This is a genomic window from Ruegeria sp. CDSC025, from assembly GCF_059610805.1.
This window is the reverse complement of sequence record NZ_JBXWOJ010000021.1, coordinates 20,071-40,647: the sequence shown is the minus strand read 5'-3', so window position 1 is coordinate 40,647 and position 20,577 is coordinate 20,071. Positions and strand designations below refer to the sequence as shown.

Sequence of the window (20,577 nt, the reverse complement as noted above, 5' to 3'; positions counted from 1 at the left end):
ATATGGTGGCAACAGATTCCAAGGGGAGACACCCGGCTATGAAAACCCAAGTCAAAGCACTGGTCGTTGGCGGCGGCGCCGTCGGCACTTCGATTGCCTATCATCTGGCCAAGGCAGGCTGGGACGATGTCATGCTAATCGAGCGGGACGAACTGACGTCAGGTTCGACCTGGCATGCGGCGGGTTTGCTGCCGCTGTTCAACATGTCCTATGCGACCACGCATATCCACAAATACTCGGTCGATTTCTACAAGCAGCTTGAGGATGAGACCGGCCTGAACGCGGGTTTCGCCGTGGTTGGTAACCTGCGCATGGCGCAGACCCAGGAGCGCATGGACGAATACATGCTGTACGCGTCGACCGCCGAAACCTGTGACGTTGCCTATGAATGGTTGACTCCGGACCAGATTAAGGAACGCTGGCCGCTGATCGAGACCTCGGACCTGAAGGGCGCGATATATCACACCGAGGACGGCTATATTAACCCAGCAGACGTGACACAGGCGATGGCCAAGGGTGCGCGTCAACGCGGAGTTGAGATCGTTCGCAAGCTGCAGGCCGATGCCTTCCATTGGACCGGCACTCATTGGGAAGTCACCTGCACCAAAATGGTCGAGAAGGGCGGTAACCTCATTCCGTCGGATGAGCAGGTGGTTATCACCGCCGAGCATGTCGTGACCGCATCGGGCAACCACGCACAGCGGACCGCGAAAATGCTGGGCATCAAGATGCCCGCGATCCCGGTCGAACACACCTTCATCGTCATGGACAAAGACCCTGAGCTGGTCAAATGGCGTGAAGCGGGCAACCCCGAACACCCTGTTGTCCGCGATGCCGACAACGAATCCTACGCACGCGAGGAACGCGGCGGCTGGATTTTGGGGATCTATGAACATGGTGCGCCGGCGCAGTTCGAACACGGCGTGCCGGACAGCTTCCGTGCTGATCTGTTCCCGCTCGATCTCGACCGGATTGCAGATCAGTATATGGCAATGGCCGAGCGCGTGCCGTCCTGTGCCGAATCCGGCCTGAAAGACGATTTCAACGGCCCGATCTGCTACACGCCCGACGGCAACCCGCTGGTTGGTCCGGCTCCGGGTCTGCGCAACATGTGGCTGGCCGAGGGGTTCTCGTTCGGTATCACCGCCGCAGGCGGCACCGGTTACTATCTGGCCCAGATGATGGTCGATGGAGAAGCCGAGATCGACATGGCCTCGCTGGATCCCAAACGCTATAGCAGCAACTGGATGACCACCGAGTTCGCGGCGCGCAAGAACGAAGAGTGCTATGAGCACGTCTATATCCTGCACCACCCCGATGAAGAACGTGCTGCCTGCCGCCCGCTGCGGACTGTTCCGGCCTATGACCGTCAGAAAGCGCGTGGCGCACAGTTTGGCTGGGTTAACGGCTGGGAGCGCCCGAACTACTTCGGTCCGCTGGATGCACCCGAAAACTTCGACCATGATGCCCGCTCGTTCCGCCGCGGTGGCTGGTGGCAGCATGCCGTTGACGAAGCAAAGGCGATCCGCGAAGGCGTTGGCCTGATCGACGCATCGGCCTTCACCAAACATGTCGTCAAAGGCCCTGGTGCGACCCAGTTCCTGGATTGGTTCACCTGTAACAAGCTGCCCAAGGTCGGTCGTATCAACCTGACCTACGCGCTGACCTCGCACGGTACCACCCGCACCGAATACACCATCGTCCGTAACGGCGAGAACAACTACTACATCGTCTCTGCCGGTGCCTGGACTGAGTACGACGCCGATTACCTGCGCAAGGCGGCCGAGGACAAGATGGAGGAGTTCGGTTACATCGAGATCCAGGATGTGACCACTCAGTGGGGCGTTTTTGCCATCGCCGGACCCAAATCGCGGGACGTTCTGAAAGAGGTCATCAAAGACGCCGATCCGGAAACCGCACTGTCCAACAAGCGCTTCCCATGGTTGTCGGCCCGTCAGATCGAACTGGGCATGTGCCCGGTCAACGCGATCCGTGTGGCCTATACCGGTGAGCTGGGTTGGGAACTGCACCACCCGATTGAAATGCAGAACTACCTGTTCGACCTGCTGGAAAAAGCGGGTGAGAAGCATGGCATGAAGCTGGTCGGCGCACGCGCCCAGAACTGGCTGCGTCAGGAGAAATCCTATCGCGCCTTCGGCACCGAACTGGGCCGCGACGCGACCCCGCTGGAAGCCGACCTGCCGCGCTTTGTTGACCTGTCCAAGGACTTCTATGGCAAGGCCAAGCTGGAAGAGACTGGCGTGCGCGTGAAATGCTGCACCCTGCTGATCGACGGACCGGAGGATGCCGATCCGTGGGGCCGTGAAGTGTTGTATACGCCGGAAGGTGAACGCGTCGGTCGTCTGACTTCGGGTGGCTATTCAGTAGCCTTCGAGAAATCCATCGGCATGGGCTATGTGAAGCCCGATCTGGCGGTGGAAGGCACCAAGCTGAAGGTCAAGCTTCAGGACAAATTGTGGGATGCGGTCGTCACCTGCGACAGCCCCTATGATCCGAAAAACGAAACCATCCGCAAGGACGGCTGATCTGGATAAGAACGGCGGCACCTTTTTGGTGCCGCCTTCAAAAGCCCGCAGCACGCGGGCTTTTTTCATGCACTCAGCTCGTCGAAACAGTCCAGCGCCTTAGAGGCGTACATCATCGACGGCCCGCCTCCCATCTGAACCGCCATGGACAGAACGTCCGAAACCTCGTCACGTGACGCGCCGGCTTTGATCAAAGCTTCGGTGTGCAGCATGATACAGGGTTCGCATCGGTCCGCTATGGATATGCCAAGAGCGATGAATTCTTTGGTCTTGTAGTCTAGCGTTCCGCCTTGCTTGACCGCCGCGCCAAGCGCACCGAAGGCGCGGGCGGTATCAGGGATTGCGCCGTTCAAATTGCGAAGACCTTTTCGCGTGTCGTTGATCTTTTCCTGCCAGGGCATGCTACATTCCATTTAACATCGTGTGTTTGGAATATGTTTAGTTGGCTTCGGTCGGGCTTTGATCTGGATCAGGTGTTAGGTTTTTCCACGATGAAGGCCAGGTTATTTGCAGGCATCTCCGCGACTTCCAGGATTTTCAGGTCGTGATTGGCCAAAAGCTCAGAAACGTCTCCGTCGTTTTTATATCCGATTTCAGCATCCTGCTGGACCAGAGCCGTATGAAATCGTTGATCCCCCACGCTGGTCAGGCGATTGTTGCGCATGAAAGGACCATAAAGGATCAACCGGCCATTCGCGTTCAGTGCTTGCGCTGCCTCACCGACAAGCGTTTCCACTTCGGCCCAGCTGATCAGGTGCAAGAGATTGATCAGAACGATCAGATCCCTGCCGCCAAACGGCTGATGCCAACCCTCGATGGTTGCATCCAGAACTTCTGCTTTAGACACATTCGGCAGGCCCGCGGTGTAGGCATTGATGCTGGCCCGCCGTTCGGATTCAACCTCACTGGGTTGCCAATGCATGCCGGGGCGGCACTCGGCAAAGGCTGCGATGTGCTGACCGGTGCCACTTGCCAGTTCTAGCGCTTGTCCGGTCAAAGGGGCGAACTGGTCCAGAAGATCACACAAAGCCCCGACGTTACGGCTGGCTGCCGGAGCGACCAACTGACCGTTCTCTCCTACAGTCGCGACGCTGGCGTTGGAGGGTAACGGGCGCTTGTTCATCTGTGCAACCTGTCTGGTCTCAGAGAGGCGATGGTCGCCGTGTCCAGACTTGATTGGTTGCCGACTGTCAGATCCGCTACCAGTTGGGATGCAGCAGGGGCCGTCTGAAACCCGTAACCACCCTGACCGGCAGACCAGATAAACGTAGGATCGGTCGGATCGGGCCCCAAAACCAGGCTGCCATCCGGTGCGAAACTGCGCAAGCCCGCCCAGTTGGTTTCGACCCGTGTCACAGGCTCGGTGACCATTGCCTCGTACCGGGCCAAGCCCTCGGCCAGAACCATGTCATCGGCAAACGCATCATGGGCGGCGGTCGGATCGGCATCGGCAGGTGAGACCAGCAATTTGCCCGCGTCGGGTTTAGCATACCAGCATTCGCCCGCACCCAACATCATGGGCCAGGCGCGCAAGTCATGCCCGCCGGGGGCCGGGATACGGGCCATTGAGCGGCGGCGCGGCTGGATACCAATCGGCGCGATACCGGCCATCGCCGCGATTTCGTCAACCCAGGCGCCGGCTGCATTGACGATGTGTCGTGCCTCAAAGCTCTCGGTGGCCTCGACGATCCAGTGCCTATGTTTGCGAATTGCCGTGACGCTTTGCCGGGTCAGAACGGATCCACCATTCCCACGGATCGTCCGGGCGAAATCCTGCATCATGCGGTCGGTATCTATATCTTGTTCACTGTCGCTGTGCGCCGCGAACCCGACGGTTTCGGGGTTCAGGATCGGGATAAGGGATTGTGCCGCGTCAAAGGAAATCTGTCGGCCGCCAAGTTGATCGGCATCCCGGTGAAACACATCGTGTTGGTCTTTCCCGCCGATCAGAACCCAGCCGCGTGGCGACAGATAGTCATTCGTCTCAAAATGCGCTGCGCTGGCAAGGTTGAGGGCAATAACAGCAGGCGGACCATAGGCGGGTGCAAACATAGCCGCGGACCGGCCTGATGCGTGATAGCCCAGCGCCTCTTCGCCTTCGAGCACGGTGACCTGGCCGCGCTCTGACAACCGCGCGCCCGCGCTAAGCCCGGCAATACCGCCGCCGATAATCAGGAAATCTATCATGTCGCCCCTTTGCTGGCCGCAGTCGTGATTTTCTGACGTCGAATGCGCCCTGCACGACCGTAGAATTCTAATTGAGACTTTAAGCAGGGTTGAATTTGCGCATCAACCCATCCAAAGAAGTGGAAAGCATTTAGAGGAGGGCAGGGTGAGCACAGCAGATTTACACCCATTGGCCACGGGGCACATTCCGTCTTACGTGACCCAGGCGGATGGCAGCGATTTTCTTTTGACGGTCATGTTCATTTTCACGGTTGTGGTGATCATCCTGATCGGCGTTGGCTATTTCACCCTGCATTCGATCCCCGAAAAGCTCGCGCATGAATCCAACCACCCGCAGTTTCAGCTTGTGGGAATTCTTGCGCTGCTGGCTTTGTTCACTCATAACGGATTGTTCTGGATTGCAGCCATTCTGGTCGCCGGATTCCAGTTTCCCGACATAGGTGCGCCCTTGCGTGCCATTGCCGATGCGATCCGATCTTTAGCGCCGCAACCGCCTGCTGATCCCGATCCCGTTCCATCCCCCGAACCCGTCGCGCAGCAGGAGCAATAGGACATGCTTGAAACACTGATGTGCGCGCTGGTTACAGTGCTGCCTGATTATCTGTTCCGCCGCTTTGTGCAGGGAAAACGTATCGGGCACGAGATCACATTATTCACCATGTGGTACGAGCTGCGCTGGGGTCTGACAACCTGTGCCATTATGGCGCTGACCGTGATCACCACTCTGTTCTATTTTCACCCGGCCAGCAAAACTGCGGCCTCGTATTTCCGCACAGTAACGATCTTGCCGCAACTGGGTGGGCGAGTGTCCGAGGTCTATGTTTCCAACAATCAACAGGTTGTTGCTGGGCAGCCAATCTTCCGGATCGAGGACTTTACTCAAACTGCAATGGTTGAGGCAGCGCATGCGCAGATCGCGCAAGTTCAGGCATCACTGAAAGTTGCGGAGACCGATCTGGCCGAGGCCGCCGCCGGGATCGCGGGCGCAAAAGCGGCGCTGGATCAGGCGCTAGAGGACTTGCAACGCAATACGACCCTGCGGGACGAAGGGTCAAGCGCCGTCCGCCTGGCCGAGATTGACCGGCTGGAAAACCTTGTCGCTGAACGAGAGGCCAAGCTGGTTGCGGCTGAATCGCAACGCGCTGCCGTCGTACAGCAAATCGAAGAGCTGATCCCGGCCCAACTGGCCAGCGCCAATGCGAACCTGGATGCTGCTTTGACCGAGCTGGACAAGACTGTGATCAACGCGGGTGTGACGGGGAGGATCGAACAGTTCGGCCTTCAGGTTGGCGATTACGTCAGTCCTCTGCTGCGTCCAGCAGGTATTCTTGTGCCGTCAAACACCGGGCATGACCGCTTTCAGGCTGCGTTCAATCAGATGTCGGCGCAGGTTATCAAGCCCGGCATGGTCGGAGAGCTGGGCTGCATGACCAAGCCGTTCACGGTTATTCCGGTTGTGGTGGTCGAAGTTCAGGATGTGATCCCATCGGGACAAATTCGCCCGTCAGACGAGCTGAGAGACGTGCAGTCCAACAAGGTGCCGGGCTCGATCCTGGTTTATTTTGAACCGCTTTATAAGGGCATGGCGGATGATATCCCGCCCGGCAGCAACTGTCTGGCGAATGTCTACACCGATAACCACGAGCGGCTGGAGCATGAAGATTTGGGCTTTTGGCACTCTGCTTTCCTGCATGTGGTCGACACGATCGGCGTGGTTCATGCGGCGGGTCTGCGCCTGCGTTTGATCCTGATGCCGGTGAACACGCTGGTTCTGACTGGGCATTAACGGCCCTTACTTAGATCAGAATTTGCCGTTGTCATTCTTCCACTCGCTACGGGGCGCTATGGTTTCCATAGTGCCCCACTGCTCGACGATCACTCCGTCTGCGACCCGAAACAGATCATAAAAGCTGGTATGTTTTCCGTGACTGGCACCTTCGCTCATGCACAGGACGAAATTCCCTTCTGCCAGCACACGATGGACGCGGTGATACTGAACGATCAACTCCGCGTCTGATCTAGCTTCAAGCACCATGCGATAGGCGTCGATGCCGTCAACACCATCGGGATCGTGTTGTATCAGGTTCGCATCAACAAACGCCTTCATCCGCTCGGTTTTCCGGTCTATCAGGACCGTTTGCGAGAAGTTGTCGACCAATTCCCGGTTCTGTTCGGTTCTGTCAATATCCGTGATTTCAGTTGGCCCTTCAAGCATGCCGCGTCCCGAAGCGTTTGGGCCGCGCAGGGGCTGAATGTTATCCCAGTGCTCAACAGCTTTGCTGTCTTCAAATCGAAAGACCTCGAACGCGGCCTTAACTTCGGCAAAATCATATTCGTTATGGGCAAAAGCGAATTCGCCATCTTCAAAAACGCGAACAAATTTAACCTTGGGATTTGTTTTCGACAGGCGGGCAAACAACGTGGCCAGCCCCTCGCTGCCTTCATGGGTCTGGGGATTGTGCTGGATGTATTTTTCTTCGTTGACGACGGTTGCGGCCTCGGCATCCCCGGTTTCGATACCTTTCAACAGTTTCTGCAGCAATTCGCGTTTTGAATTCATCTGGTCCTCGTTGATCGGTAGAGCCGCGGATCAATGTGCTTGGCGCTGGTTTCGGGCTATCGAAGATCAAGAGTGGCATAAAACAGGTGGCAAAATCAAAAAAGGCCCGCACATGGCGGGCCTTTCTGCGTTATCCTGTGCCGCCTTACTGCGGAATCTCACCTTCCAAGCCTTCGACATAGAAGTTCATTCCGGCCAGTGTACCGTCGTCTGCGGTCTCGCCTTCGGCCAGCCAGTCACTACCGTCCTGCTTTTTCAGCGGTCCGGTGAAGGGATGGTATTCACCCGCGGCCATGGCCGCTTTTAGCGCCAGTGCCTCTTCTTTGACGTCAGCGGGAACCGCGTCCGAGATTTCCCCGATTGCAACCATGCCTTCGCGGATGCCATCCCATGTATTGGCGCTTTCCCATGTGCCATCCATGACGGCCTGGGTCCGCGCAATATAGTAAGGCGCCCAGTCATCGATGATCGACGAGACGCGCGGGTACGGAGCGTATTCGCTCATGTCCGAGGCCTGGCCGAAAGTGATGACGTTGCCCGCCTCTTGCGCAGCTGCTTGCGGTGCGGTCGAGTCGGTGTGCTGCAGGATCACGTCCGCGCCCTGTTCGATCAGAACAGTGGCGGCATCTGCTTCTTTCGCCGGATCGAACCAAGTGTAGGCCCAGATGATCTTGAACTCGACATCCGGGTTGACCTTCTTGGCGTGGATATAGGCCGAGTTGATTCCGCGGACCACTTCGGGGATCGGATAGGACCCGATATAGCCAACAATGTTCGACTTGGTCATCTTGCCCGCGATATGGCCCTGTACCGCACGACCTTCATAGAAACGTGCCGAATAAACCGAAACGTTGTCGGCTGTTTTATAGCCGGTCGCGTGTTCGAACTTCACGTTCGGGAATTTCTTGGCCACGTTGATGGTCGGATCCATGTATCCGAACGAGGTGGTAAAGATCAGGTCTGCACCTTCCAGCGCCATCTGGGTCATCACCCGCTCTGCATCCGGGCCTTCGGGCACGGATTCAACAAACACGGTTTCGACCTTGTCGCCGAACTCTTCTTCAACCGCCAGACGGCCCTTGTTATGTTCATAGGTCCAGCCGCCGTCGCCCACCGGGCCGACAAATACAAAGCCGACCTTGGTTTTGTCTTCAGCTATGGCAGTAGTTGCCAAACCCAGCGCCATGGCGGCGCTTGCCAGAAATGTAGTAATTTTCATGTGTTACTCCCCAAGTTGGTTCAGTTGTCCCCGTCTAATGCGAGGCATGGAATATCCGGCCGAGTGAGGCAGGTGCGCTGCTTTTGTCGGCGGAAAGGATCACAAGCACAAGGATCGTGATGATGTAGGGCGACATTGCCAGATACTCGACCGGGATGGCAACGCCCGCTGCCTGCAAATTCAGCTGCAACACGGTGATACCGCCGAACAAATAGGCACCCAGCAGGGCGCGCCATGGCTTCCAACTGGCGAAGACGACCAAGGCCAGGGCGATCCAGCCGACACCGGCTGTCATGCCCTCGGTCCACTGTGGCACCCGGATCAAGCTGATATAAGCCCCACCCAGCCCGGCACAGGCACCGCCGAACAGGATCGCCATGATGCGGATCTTGATCACCTTATAGCCAAGCGCATGCGCCGCATCGTGGTTTTCACCTACCGCGCGCAGGATCAGTCCGACGCGAGTGTATTTAAGCGTAGCCCAGACGGCCGCTGTCAAAGCGATGCCGACATAAAGGATCGGGTCATGCTGAAACAGGATCGGGCCAATCACCGGAATATCGCTGATCACCGGGATATGGATATCGCCCATGCTGGGGGGTTTGACCCCCACATAGCTTTGACCGAGCAGGGCGCTGAACCCTAAACCAAACAGAGTCAGCGCCAGGCCGCTGGCAACCTGATTGGCCAGCGCCACCTGCGTCAGCAGCACAAACAGCAGGGACAGTACTGCACCGCCTATGGCCGCGGCGACAAAGCCCAGCCAGGGCGACCCAGTCTCGACCGAGATCGCAAAACCGCTGATCGCGCCAACGATCATCATGCCCTCTACGCCAAGGTTCAGAACTCCTGCTTTTTCGACGACCAATTCACCGATCGCGGCCAGAAGCAGGGGAGTTGCAGCCACCATCAGTGACGCGACCAGAAGTACGGGATTAATCTCACCTAGGTCCATGATTACGCCACCTCGCTACGGGCCGCACGGATGCGGTAGTTGGTCAAAAGGTCGAAGGCCAGCAGGAAGAACAGCAGCATCCCCTGGAATACTTGAATAGCCGCGGCAGGAAGACCCATTTGGGACTGCGCAATTTCACCACCGATATAGGTCAACGCCATTAGGCCACCGGCTAGCAGGATGCCCACCGGATGCAGTCGACCCAGAAAGGCCACGATGATCGCGGTAAAGCCATAGCCGACGTTAAAGTCGATGCTGACAACACCCGAGGGGCCCGAGACTTCGAACATCCCCGCCAGCCCGGCCAGTGCGCCTGACAGGCCAAGACAGAACAGGATCAGTCGTGCTGGGTTTACCCCGGCGAATTTGGCTGCGCGCGGTGCCTCACCCGTCAGGCGGATGTGAAAGCCCAGCATGTGCCGGTTCAGCAGGATATAGGAAAAGATCACGGCTATCAGTGCGGTCACAACGCCCCAATGCATCCCCGATCCTGCGATCAGCTCGGCATTATGCGCACTCTCATAGGATTGCAGATTGCGTGAACCCGGAAAACCGAACCCTTCGGGGTTTTTCAGCAGTCCCAGCGAGACCGAGGCCATCATCTGTTCAGCCACATAGACCAGCATCAGCGAGACCAAAATTTCATTGGTGCCAAAGCGCACCTTCAGAAAGGCCGGAATAGAGGCCCAGAGCCAACCGCCAAGCGCACCTGCCATCACCATGATCGGAAAGACATACCAGGCATCCAGCGGGTAAAAGGCCAGCCCGGCCCCCGCACCAAAGATGGCGCCCATGATATACTGACCCTCGGCGCCGATGTTCCAGATACCGGCGCGGAAGCCTAACGACAGGCCAATCGCAATCAGCACCAACGGCGCGCCCTTCACCAGCAGCTGCGGGCGGTAATAAAAGGCGAATTCACCGAACAGAGGCTCCCAGAAAATGGTGCCGATGGCCTGAACCGGGTTTTTACCCAGGACGGCAAACAATATGCCGCCAAACAGCATCGTCGCCAATACCGCCACAAGCGGGGTCGCATAAGACCACGCCTTGGACGGCTGTGGCCGTTTCTCCAATACAATCATCTGCTCACACCCCCGTCGTCATATTTTGTTTTGCATCAGACATGGGCTACCTCCATGCCATGTGCACCGCCCATCATCAGGCCGATCTCATCCACGGTCAGACCCATGGTTGTGCGTGGCGCGCTGAGCCTGCCTTCGTTCAGGGCGGCAAAGCTGTCCGAGATTTCCATCAATTCGTCCAGATCCTGGCTGATGCAGACCACCGCCGTGCCCTTGGCGGCAAGGTCCAGAATGGCCTGTCGGATCGACGCAGCGGCAGCGGCGTCCACCCCCCATGTGGGTTGGTTCACGACCAGTACATCGGGGTTCTGCAACACTTCGCGTCCGATCACGAATTTCTGTAGGTTGCCGCCTGACAATGACCGGGCCGCATTCTCGGGCCCTGGCGTGCGCACATCAAAGGCGCTGATGATCTTTTCAGCAAAGCTTTTGGTATCTGCCCATTTCAAGAACCCGTTGCTTTCCAACCCTTCGCGGACCGATCCGGTCAGCAGGGCGTTTTCGGTCAGGCTCATGTCTGGGGCGGCTGCATGTCCCAACCGCTCTTCGGGGGCGGTCAGTACGCCCAGCTTGCGCCGTGCGGTTGGGCCCAGTTTGCCAATCGGCTGGCCATCGAACTTGATCGCATCGGCAGCTGTCTGGATTTCGCCAGACAGGACACCCAGCAGTTCGTCCTGTCCGTTGCCGGCAACACCGCCAATTCCCAGCACTTCGCCTTTGCGAACTGTCATGTGGACATTCTTCAGCGCGGTGCCGAATTCAGACGGTGAGGGCACGGAAAGCCCGCTGACATCCAGCGCGACCTCGCCGAACTCGCGGCCTCCGCGCTCAGGTGTTTGCAGGGTTGAACCGACCATCAACTCGGCCATCTCCCGGGCCGAGGTTTCAGACGGAACGCATTCGCCCACATTCTTGCCCAAACGCAAGATCGTAGCGTGGTCGCATAGGGTGCGGATTTCTTCAAGCTTGTGCGAGATATACAGGATCGATGTGCCTTCAGACCGCAATTTATTCAGCGTTTCGAAAAGGATATCGACTTCTTGCGGAGTCAGAACACTGGTTGGTTCGTCCATGATCAAAAGCTTTGGATCCTGCAGAAGGCAGCGAATGATCTCAACCCGTTGGCGTTCCCCCGCAGACAGGTCGCCGACTGTACGAAAGGGGTCCAGCGGTAGGCCGTAGGTTTCCGAAACTTCCCGAATGCGCGAGGCCAGGTCGCCCATTGGCGGCGGGTTCTCCATCCCCAATGCGATGTTCTCGGCCACGTTCAGCGCGTCGAACAGCGAAAAATGTTGAAATACCATCGCGATTCCGTCAGCACGCGCGGCGCGCGGCTCGGGCGGAGCAAAGGGTTGGCCACGCAACAGCATGGTGCCGCTGTCGGGCTTCACCAAGCCATAGATCATTTTGACCAGCGTGGATTTTCCCGCGCCGTTTTCGCCCAACAGGGCATGAACTTCGCCCTCACCGATGTCAAAGGACACCTGATCATTGGCCACGACGCCGGGATAGGCTTTGGTCAGTCCTTGCAAACTTAGCAGTGGAGTGGTCACGCGCTCAGATCCTTCTTCAAATTGTTTTGCCCGATCGGGCGCAGCAGTTGTGATGCGACGCCCACGGCAATCATCTGCGGGTGCTTGCCCAGGCCCGGGTCGCCAATCGGGCAGGTGATCCGGCTGATCCGCTCGGGCGAGTGCCCCAGCGCTGCCAGCCGAGACCGGAACCGCGCCCATTTCGTAGCCGAGCCGATCAGCCCCGCAAAGCGGAAATCGTGCGAAAGCAGACGGTTGCACAATTCCAAGTCCAGATTGTGTGAATAAGTCAGCACCAGATGTTCAGCATCACGCGGCGCATGCCGAACCAGTTCCGCTGGTTTCGCGGCAGGGACGGCGGTGACTCCGTTCGGTACGGTTTCTGGAAACCGCTTGGATCCTGTATCGACCCAAGTGATTGCGAGATCGGGCAGCGGTGACAGGACATCCACCAGGGCGCGACCGACGTGACCCGCGCCCCAGACCCACAGTGCACGCGCTGGTTTGTGGACCGACTCGACCATCCAGCCTTCGATCAGCTGTGCCTCTGGTGCAATCCCCTGTCCGCGGGCTTCGGTCAACAGGCGTTTGACCGACAGTGGCATGTCCTGGTTCGATGTTGGGCGCGCGATGATGCTGTCGTCCAGATCGTTGATGTTGTTGCGGTCATAGACCTCGCTTAGCAAGGAAACAGCGCCACCGCAGCACTGGCCCATGTCGGGGCCAAGCGCGTGATGGGTCAGGCGCGATTGGGCGGTTTGTATCCGCGCCGCTTCGGCTGCCTGAAACTCAAGTGTGCCGCCACCGATCGTGCCGGATTGCCCGTCCTGCCAGACCAGCATTGCGGCACCAACCTCGCGTGGGGACGAGCCCTTGATCCCGGCGATGACTACCCGGATCACGCGCCCATGGGTTTTGACCGCCTCCCTCAAAGTCTCAAGGTCAAATCCCATCAGTCGTCCCCCTTCATCCTTTGGACACCATGCCAGACTTCTTCTGCCGTGGCGGGGGCATCCAATGCGGGGTAGCTGTTTCCGCAGGCCGCCACCGCATTCGACAGTGCCAGCCAGGCGGATATCCCAAGCATGAATGGAGGTTCGCCTACCGCTTTCGAGCGATAGATCGTGTCCTCACGGTTTTCAGCCTCCCAAAGAGCAACGTTGAAGATGTCGGGGCGGTCGGAACAAGCCGGGATCTTGTAGGTCGATGGCGCATGGGTGCGCAGATTGCCTGTGCCATCCCAGACGAGTTCTTCGGTCGTCAACCAACCCGCGCCCTGCACATAGCCACCTTCGACCTGACCGATATCCAGCGCAGGGTTCAGCGACGCGCCCGCGTCATGCAAGATATCCGTGCGCAAGATGCGGTTCTCACCGGTTAGTGTGTCCACGGCAACTTCGGTGATCGAGGCGCCATAGGCGAAGTAGAAAAACGGACGACCTTGGCCTTTGATCCGGTCCCATTCGATCTTGGGTGTCTTATAGAAGCCGGTGGCCGAAAGGCTGATGCGGCCCTGATAGGTCAGCGCAGCCGCTTCGGCAAAGGTATAGCGTTCCTCACCAACCGATAAATGACCATCCCCGAAGGTGACAGCCGACGGGTCGGCCTGATGTCGCTCGGCCAGATACTCTGCCATCCGGTCGCGGATCGTGTCACAGGCGGCTTTCACCGCCATACCGTTGAGATCGCTTCCCGAAGATGCCGCCGTTGCCGAGGTGTTCGGCACTTTGGCCGTGTCTGTGGCGGTGATCTTCACCATCTCTAGCGGAATACCAAAGCGTGAGGCGGCAACCTGGGCCACTTTTTGAAACAGGCCTTGGCCCATCTCGGTACCGCCATGGTTCAGGTGCACGGACCCGTCCTGGTACACATGCACCAGCGCGCCGGCCTGATTCAGATGGGTCAGAGTGAAGGAAATGCCGAACTTGACCGGAGAGAAGGCGATGCCCTTTTTGATCACGCTGTTCTCGGTATTCCATTTCTGAATTGCTGCCTTGCGCGCGGCATAGTCGCTGGAATTCAACAAGGCTTCGGTCATGCCGTGAAGTTCGAAATCTTCGACTTCCATGCCATAAGGGGTGGTGTTTGGCGTATCGCCGCCATTGCGATCAGGGGCATGGTCATCGGTACCCGCCGGGGCAGCGTAATAGTTCCTGCGGCGCAGCTCGACCGGGTCCAGACCCAGCTCATGCGCGGCGTGGTCCATGACGCGTTCGATTCCAACCATACCCTGAGGGCCTCCAAACCCCCGATAGGCGGTGGCAGATTGGGTGTTGGTTTTCAGCCGGTGACTTTCGATCCGCGCATTGGGCAGCAGATAAGCATTGTCGGAATGCAGCATCGCCCGATCCGCGACGGGCAGCGACAGGTCTTGTGCCCATCCGCATATGGCGTGGTGCAGAAAGGATACCCCCTGAATATGCCCGTCCTGATCGAACCCGGCCCTATAGCCAATGCGAAAGGCATGCCGCTTACCGGTGATGATCATGTCGTCATCGCGGTCATAGCGCATCTTGCAGGCCTTGCCGGTTGCCCGCGCGGCCACTGCGCAGGAAACAGCCAGAGCGTTGCCCTGGCTTTCCTTGCCCCCGAACCCGCCGCCCATGCGCCGGGTTTCAACGCGCACAGCATGCATGGGAACGCCCAGAGCCTCTGCCACTTTGTGCTGAATCTCAGTCGGGTGCTGGGTCGAGCTATGGACCAGCATATCAGCACCCTCATTCGGCACCGCCAGTGCAGCTTGACCTTCCAGATAGAAATGCTCTTGCCCGCCAAGCTCAAAACTGCCTTCGATCACATGCGCCGCGCCTGCGATGGCGGCGTCTGCATCACCTTTGGTGTAGATGCGCGGGCCGTCCTCGAACCGACTGTCGGCGGCCAGAGCCTGCTCAATCGTCAGGATCGCGGTTTCTTCGGCATAGTCGATCTTGCCCAGTCGCGCGGCTTTGCGCGCTGCCAGATGGCTGGTGGCGACAACCAGAAACACGGGCTGGCCGATATAGTGGACGGTGCCGTCTGACAGCAAGGGCTCGTCATGAATGGACGGTGAGACATCATTGGCAAAAGGCAGGTCTTCGGCGGTCATCACCATGACCACGCCGTCGGCCGCCTTGACCGCTGACAGGTCCATCGCGGCAATCCGACCCTTGGCAATCGGGCTAAGCCCAAAGGCCAGATGCAGCGTGCCTTTGGGCGTAGGGATATCGTCCACATAGCGCGCTGAACCCGACACATGCAGGGGCGCGGCGTCATGGGGCAGTGGTTTTGTCACGCTCATGCCGACACCTCCAGCACGTTGGTCACCTCGCCCTGATCCTCGAGGAAGTAACGCTCCAGCATCGCTTTGGCGGTCTCAAGACGGTAATGGGCCGAGGCGCGCATATCTGACATTGGCGCGTAATCCTCGGCAAACATCGTCAGAGCGGATTGAACGGTAGCAGCTGTCCATGGCTTGCCGGTCAACGTAGTTTCGACTTGAGTGGCGCGTTTCGGTACGCCCGCCATGCCGCCAAATGCGATGCGCGCCTGAATGACGGTACCTTCTGCAACGGTAATGTTGAAACACCCACAAACGGCCGAAATATCCTGATCAAACCGCTTGCTGAGCTTGTAGCATTTCAACCGATCCGCCTGGCGCGGGAAGCTTACGGCTTCGACGAATTCTCCGGGTACGCGATCCTGTTTTCCATAGTCGATGAAGAACTCTTCCAAGGGCAGCGTTCGCCTTGTGTCGCCTTTGCGCAGGTGCAGGCTGGCGCCCAGGGCAATCAGTGCAGGCGGGTTGTCACCGATTGGTGACCCATTGGCGATATTACCGCCTACGGTTGCGGCGTGCCGCACCTGTACGCTGGCATAGCGGCGGATCATTTCAGCATAAGAGGGGTGCAGATCCCCCAGCGCTTCGCCCATGCGGTTCATATCGACCATGGCACCAAGGTGAATTTCATCGTCTGTAACCGTGATCTGTTTCAGATCATCGCAACCGTTCATGAAGATTACTGTTTTCAGGTCGCGCAACTGTTTGGTCACCCAAAGGCCCACATCGGTCGCGCCTGCGACCAGGGTGGCTTCGGGGTGGTCGGCATAAATGGCGGCAAGCTCGTCCGAGGACCGCGGCAGCATAGGAGACGCGGCGGGTGCTGCGTCAGGCTTGTCATTGACCCAGACGGGAACAGGGTGCTTTTCGGCGGCTTTGGCGGCACGGATAATCGGCGCATAGCCTGTACAGCGGCACAGGTTCCCGGCCAGCTGTGTGTCGTGATCGGTTGCACCATTTGCATGCCCGGCCACCATCGACATTACAAAGCCGGGGGTGCAAAAGCCACATTGCGACCCGTGCAGATCAACCATTGCCTGCTGAACCGGGTGGGCCTTCCCGTCCGAGCTGCTGGCGCCTTCGACGGTGCGCACCGCTTTGCCGTGGAGCTGAGGCAGGAACAGAATGCAGGAGTTCAGAGCTTTGGCTCCCCCCTGATCCGTCACCATGACAGTGCAGGCACCGCAATCACCTTCGTTGCAGCCCTCTTTGGTGCCGGTCAGAGAGCGATCCTCGCGCAGCCAATCCAACAAGGTGACTGTCGGATCGACATTCGCCAACTCCACTGTCTCTCCGTTCAGAAGAAACGTGATATCCATTCGTGAAACCCGTCGCGTTACCGAATTGCGCCTCTGAATGCTCTCCTTCGATGCGACGTAGAAAGAGTGCGGGCGGATAGCTTGCCATTAGATGTTAGAAACAGCGCAGCCAATCTGGCAAGAAAAACCGCGCTTCTGATGTATCATTTCATTGGTCCGATCCTTGTGTTTCATGTGGTTTCGATGTTCATCACCTTGAAACTAAAAGGTTTTGTAGCATGTTTCACCCTCAGAGTCCGAAGCACCTTATGGATTTCCCGAACAATCAACGCATGTTTTTTTGGCAATCCGAACCTACGGTTCAGGCTTTTGTACCACCACTGGCTGCGATAGCTTGGGCGGCATGAGCAGCACTCCACGATTCATCCACCTCCGCGTTCACACCGAATATTCCCTGCTGGAAGGCGCCGTGCGGCTGAAAAAGCTGCCTGGTCTGTGTGAAAAGCTTGAGATGCCCGCCGTCGCCGTCACGGACACCAACAGCATGTTCTCTGCGTTGGAGTTTTCGGTCACCGCCAGCGGAGCGGGCGTTCAGCCGATCATGGGGTGCCAGGTCGACCTGACCTACCTGCAGGCGCAACCGGGCGAGAAAGCGAAAGCCCCCGCGCCGCTGGTGCTGCTGGCGCAGTCAGAGGTCGGGTATGAAAACCTAATGAAGCTCAGCTCTTGCCTGTATGTGGACAAGGGCGGGCAGTTGCCGCAGGTGACATTGGATGAACTGGCAGAGCGCTCGGATGGTCTGATCTGCCTGTCTGGCGGCCCTGACGGACCGGTGGGTCGCTTGTTGCAGCAAGGGCAGCGCCCAGCGGCCGAGGTCTTGGTGGATCGCCTTGCAACCATGTTCCCGGATCGTCTGTATGTCGAACTACAGCGCCATCCAGGCGAGGGTGGTCAGCCCGAGGCCGAACGTCTGACCGAGCGCGGCCATGTTGAAATGGCCTATGCCAAGAACCTGCCGCTGGTGGCTACCAACGATGTCTACTTCCCGACCACGGACATGTACGAAGCGCATGATGCGCTGATCTGTATTGCCGAGGGCGCTTATGTCGATCAGCAGGATGGCCGCCGCCGTCTGACCGCACAGCATTATTTCAAGTCGCAGCAGGAAATGGCGACCCTGTTCGCCGATCTGCCCGAAGCAATCGAAAACACGGTCGAGATCGCCAGGCGCTGTGCGTTCATGGCCTATCGCCGCGATCCGATCCTGCCGAAATTCGCTGATGACGAGGTGGCCGAGCTGCGCCGCATCGCCAATGAAGGTCTGCAGAAACGTCTGGCCGTGATCCCGCATGCGGTAACCCCTGAAGAGTATCAGAAGCGGCTGGATTTCGAACTGGACATTATCGAGGGCATGGGGTTTCCCGGTTATTTCCTGATTGTTGCCGATTTTATTCAGTGGTCCAAGGATCACGATATCCCGGTTGGGCCGGGGCGGGGCTCGGGCGCGGGGTCGCTGGTGGCCTATGCGCTGACGATCACCGACCTTGATCCGTTGCGTTATTCGCTGCTGTTCGAACGCTTCCTGAACCCCGAACGGGTATCGATGCCTGACTTCGATATCGACTTCTGCATGGACCGCCGCGAAGAGGTGATCCGCTACGTGCAGCAGAAATATGGGCGCGACAAGGTTGGGCAGATCATAACTTTTGGCGCGCTGCTGTCGAAGGCCGCCGTGCGTGACATCGGGCGGGTTTTGCAGATGCCATATGGGCAGGTGGACCGTCTGTCCAAGATGATCCCGGTCGAAGGGGTGAAACCCGTCTCGATTGAAAAGGCGCTTAAAGACGAACCGCGTCTGCGTGAAGAGGCGCGTAACGAGGAGGTTGTGGACCGTCTGCTGACTTATGGCCAGCAGGTCGAGGGGCTGTTGCGAAACGCGTCGACCCACGCGGCTGGTGTGGTGATTGGCGACCGTCCGCTGGATGCGCTGGTGCCGCTGTATCAGGATCCGCGTTCCGACATGCCTGCGACCCAATTCAACATGAAATGGGTAGAACAGGCCGGTCTGGTTAAATTCGACTTTCTGGGTCTGAAAACCCTGACCGTGATCCAGAATGCGATGGATCTGATCTTCAAATCCGGGCGCGACCTGCACATCGCTGCTGACGGAACCGAGCTGTACGAAGCCGCCGAGGGGGCCGCGAACCAGATCAACGCCATCCCGCTGGATGATGAAGCGACTTACAAACTCTACTCAGCGGCCAAGACCGTAGCGGTGTTCCAGGTGGAATCCTCGGGCATGATGGATGCGCTCAAGCGGATGAAACCGGATTGTATCGAGGATATCATCGCCCTCGTCGCGCTATACCGTCCGGGCCCGATGGAGAACATCCCCAAGTTCTGCGAGGTCAAGAACAAGCTGAGCGAACGGGACACGCTGCATCCTTCCATCGACCATATCCTGGACGAAACCCAAGGCATTATCGTCTACCAGGAACAGGTTATGCAGATCGCTCAGGAAATGGCGGGCTATAGCCTTGGCGGAGCGGATTTGCTGCGCCGCGCGATGGGTAAGAAAATTCAGGAGGCGATGGATGCCGAGCGGCCTAAGTTCCTCAAAGGCGCTGCTGAGAATGACGTGGACGAGGCTAAGGCGACCGAGGTCTGGAACCTGTTGGATAAATTCGCCAACTATGGCTTCAACAAATCCCACGCTGCCGCCTATGCCGTGGTCAGCTATCAGACCGGCTGGTTGAAGGCGAACCACCCGGTCGAGTTCATGGCCGGGGTCATGAACTGCGATATCCATCTGACTGACAAGCTGGCCGTTTACTTCGAGGAAGTCCGCAAAGGGTTGGAACTGCCTTACATACCGCCCTGCGTGAACCGCTCGCAATCCACGTTTGACGTGGTGGATCAGCATCTGGTTTACGCGCTGGGCGCGTTGAAAAACGTCGGCGTTGAGGCGATGAATTTGGTAGTAGAAGGACGTGCAGGCAAACCGTTCGTCAACCTCTTCGACTTTGCCCGCCGCGTTGATCTGAAGAAGGTCGGCAAGCGGCCCTTGGAAATGCTGGCGCGTGCTGGCGCGTTTGATGAACTCGACAAGAACCGCTGCCGCGTCTTCGAAAGCCTTGATCCGCTGGTGCAATATTCAGCTGCGATCCACGATCAGAAGAACTCGAACCAGGTATCGCTGTTCGGCGAGGCGGGCGACGACCTGCCCGAGCCACGCCTTTCGCCGACGCCGGACTGGTTGCCTGCCGAGCGTTTGAGCGAAGAGTTCAAGGCCATCGGATTTTACCTGTCCGGCCACCCGCTGGATGACTATATGCCTGCCCTAAAACGCAAGCAGGTACTGACACTGGATGAGGTGATGGAAAAGGCACGCTCGGGTCCGCTGATCGCCAAGATGGCCGGTGTAGTGGCTGGGCGGCAGGAACGGAAATCTGCGCGCGGAAACCGGTTTGCCTTTGCCCAACTTTCTGACCCGACAGGTGCCTATGAGGTCACACTGTTTTCCGAAACGCTGGAGAAATCCCGTGAGTTTCTGGAAACCGGTGCACAGGTGGTGCTGACCGCCGAAGCAACGATGGAGGCCGATCAACTCAAACTTCTAGGCCGGTCCGTCGGGCCGGTAGATGTGGTCGTGGCCGAGGCAGGGGCGACCGGGCTACGCATTTTTGTTGATCAGCCGCAGGTTCTGCCCACAGTTGCCAAAGTTCTGGAAGATGCCGCTGGCGCAGCCAAAGGGGCTGCGAAAGGGCCTATCCATCTGTGCCTGCTTGATCCTGGCCTGCCGGGAGATGTCGAGATGGACCTCGGGCAGGAATTCCCGATCAACCCGCAGATCAAAGGGGCGATCAAGTCGCTGGACGGTGTGATGTCGGTCGAGGAAATCTGACCGCCCCGGAAAAG

The 20,577-nt window shown here is 58.3% G+C and carries 15 protein-coding genes; 4 read left to right on the top strand and 11 right to left on the bottom strand.

Going from position 1 to position 20,577, the window contains the following annotated elements; genetic code table 11:
* Nucleotides 1-38: 38 nt before the first annotated feature.
* Nucleotides 39-2,546 (top strand): GcvT family protein, encoded by a 2,508-nt coding sequence (locus AC2FH8_RS19695; RefSeq protein WP_281996081.1) that lies wholly within the window; start codon nt 39-41, stop codon nt 2,544-2,546.
* A 65-nt stretch (nt 2,547-2,611) separates the two neighbouring features.
* On the opposite strand, the gene AC2FH8_RS19690 is transcribed toward AC2FH8_RS19695, so the two are convergent.
* The 3 genes from AC2FH8_RS19690 to AC2FH8_RS19680 all read right to left on the bottom strand — a co-directional run bounded on the left by AC2FH8_RS19690 (nt 2,612) and on the right by AC2FH8_RS19680 (nt 4,733).
* Nucleotides 2,612-2,947, bottom strand: coding sequence for a carboxymuconolactone decarboxylase family protein (locus tag AC2FH8_RS19690; RefSeq protein WP_142638962.1), 336 nt, complete (start codon nt 2,945-2,947; stop codon nt 2,612-2,614).
* 68 nt (nt 2,948-3,015) lie between these two features.
* Nucleotides 3,016-3,669, bottom strand: coding sequence for a DUF938 domain-containing protein (locus AC2FH8_RS19685; RefSeq protein ID WP_281973635.1), 654 nt, complete (start codon nt 3,667-3,669; stop codon nt 3,016-3,018).
* Complete coding sequence (locus tag AC2FH8_RS19680) at nt 3,666-4,733, bottom strand: NAD(P)/FAD-dependent oxidoreductase (protein WP_496690542.1); 1,068 nt, start codon at nt 4,731-4,733, stop codon at nt 3,666-3,668. The genes AC2FH8_RS19685 and AC2FH8_RS19680 overlap by 4 nt, the downstream gene beginning before the upstream one ends.
* 145 nt (nt 4,734-4,878) lie before the next feature.
* On the opposite strand from AC2FH8_RS19680, the gene AC2FH8_RS19675 reads away from it, so the two are divergent.
* Entirely contained in the window at nt 4,879-5,283 is a 405-nt protein-coding gene (locus AC2FH8_RS19675; protein ID WP_142638956.1) for a hypothetical protein, read from the top strand.
* Between the two features lie 3 nt (nt 5,284-5,286).
* Nucleotides 5,287-6,519 (top strand): HlyD family secretion protein, encoded by a 1,233-nt coding sequence (locus tag AC2FH8_RS19670; protein WP_282027800.1) that lies wholly within the window; start codon nt 5,287-5,289, stop codon nt 6,517-6,519.
* Nucleotides 6,520-6,534: 15 nt separating this feature from the next.
* Here AC2FH8_RS19670 and AC2FH8_RS19665 read toward each other — a convergent pair whose 3' ends face one another.
* The 8 genes from AC2FH8_RS19665 to xdhA all read right to left on the bottom strand — a co-directional run bounded on the left by AC2FH8_RS19665 (nt 6,535) and on the right by xdhA (nt 16,719).
* Nucleotides 6,535-7,293, bottom strand: coding sequence for a nuclear transport factor 2 family protein (locus AC2FH8_RS19665; RefSeq protein WP_496690541.1), 759 nt, complete (start codon nt 7,291-7,293; stop codon nt 6,535-6,537).
* A 145-nt stretch (nt 7,294-7,438) separates the two neighbouring features.
* On the bottom strand, nt 7,439-8,512 hold the full coding sequence (locus tag AC2FH8_RS19660; RefSeq protein WP_281973637.1) for a BMP family ABC transporter substrate-binding protein: 1,074 nt from the start codon (nt 8,510-8,512) through the stop codon (nt 7,439-7,441).
* A gap of 34 nt (nt 8,513-8,546) precedes the next feature.
* Nucleotides 8,547-9,467: an ABC transporter permease gene (locus tag AC2FH8_RS19655; RefSeq protein ID WP_142638949.1), complete on the bottom strand. Its 921-nt coding sequence runs from the start codon at nt 9,465-9,467 to the stop codon at nt 8,547-8,549.
* Nucleotides 9,468-9,469: 2 nt separating this feature from the next.
* The gene (locus AC2FH8_RS19650) at nt 9,470-10,552 is read right to left on the bottom strand and encodes an ABC transporter permease (RefSeq protein WP_142638948.1); all 1,083 of its coding nucleotides are present in this window, start codon (nt 10,550-10,552) and stop codon (nt 9,470-9,472) included.
* Nucleotides 10,553-10,587: 35 nt separating this feature from the next.
* Nucleotides 10,588-12,105 carry an ABC transporter ATP-binding protein gene (locus AC2FH8_RS19645; RefSeq protein ID WP_496690540.1) on the bottom strand — a complete coding sequence of 506 codons (1,518 nt, stop codon included), beginning with the start codon at nt 12,103-12,105 and terminating at the stop codon, nt 10,588-10,590.
* Nucleotides 12,102-13,037, bottom strand: coding sequence for a xanthine dehydrogenase accessory protein XdhC (gene xdhC / locus AC2FH8_RS19640; RefSeq protein ID WP_496690539.1), 936 nt, complete (start codon nt 13,035-13,037; stop codon nt 12,102-12,104). Before xdhC ends, AC2FH8_RS19645 begins: the two co-directional genes overlap by 4 nt.
* Nucleotides 13,037-15,361: a xanthine dehydrogenase molybdopterin binding subunit gene (gene xdhB / locus AC2FH8_RS19635; protein WP_496690538.1), complete on the bottom strand. Its 2,325-nt coding sequence runs from the start codon at nt 15,359-15,361 to the stop codon at nt 13,037-13,039. The genes xdhC and xdhB overlap by 1 nt, the downstream gene beginning before the upstream one ends.
* The gene (gene xdhA / locus AC2FH8_RS19630; RefSeq protein WP_496690537.1) at nt 15,358-16,719 is read right to left on the bottom strand and encodes a xanthine dehydrogenase small subunit; all 1,362 of its coding nucleotides are present in this window, start codon (nt 16,717-16,719) and stop codon (nt 15,358-15,360) included. The genes xdhB and xdhA overlap by 4 nt, the downstream gene beginning before the upstream one ends.
* Before the next feature lie 343 nt (nt 16,720-17,062).
* Here xdhA and dnaE point away from each other — a divergent pair, with 343 nt between their 5' ends.
* Nucleotides 17,063-20,563, top strand: coding sequence for a DNA polymerase III subunit alpha (dnaE, locus tag AC2FH8_RS19625; RefSeq protein WP_496690536.1), 3,501 nt, complete (start codon nt 17,063-17,065; stop codon nt 20,561-20,563).
* The last annotated feature ends 14 nt before the right edge of the window (nt 20,564-20,577 follow it).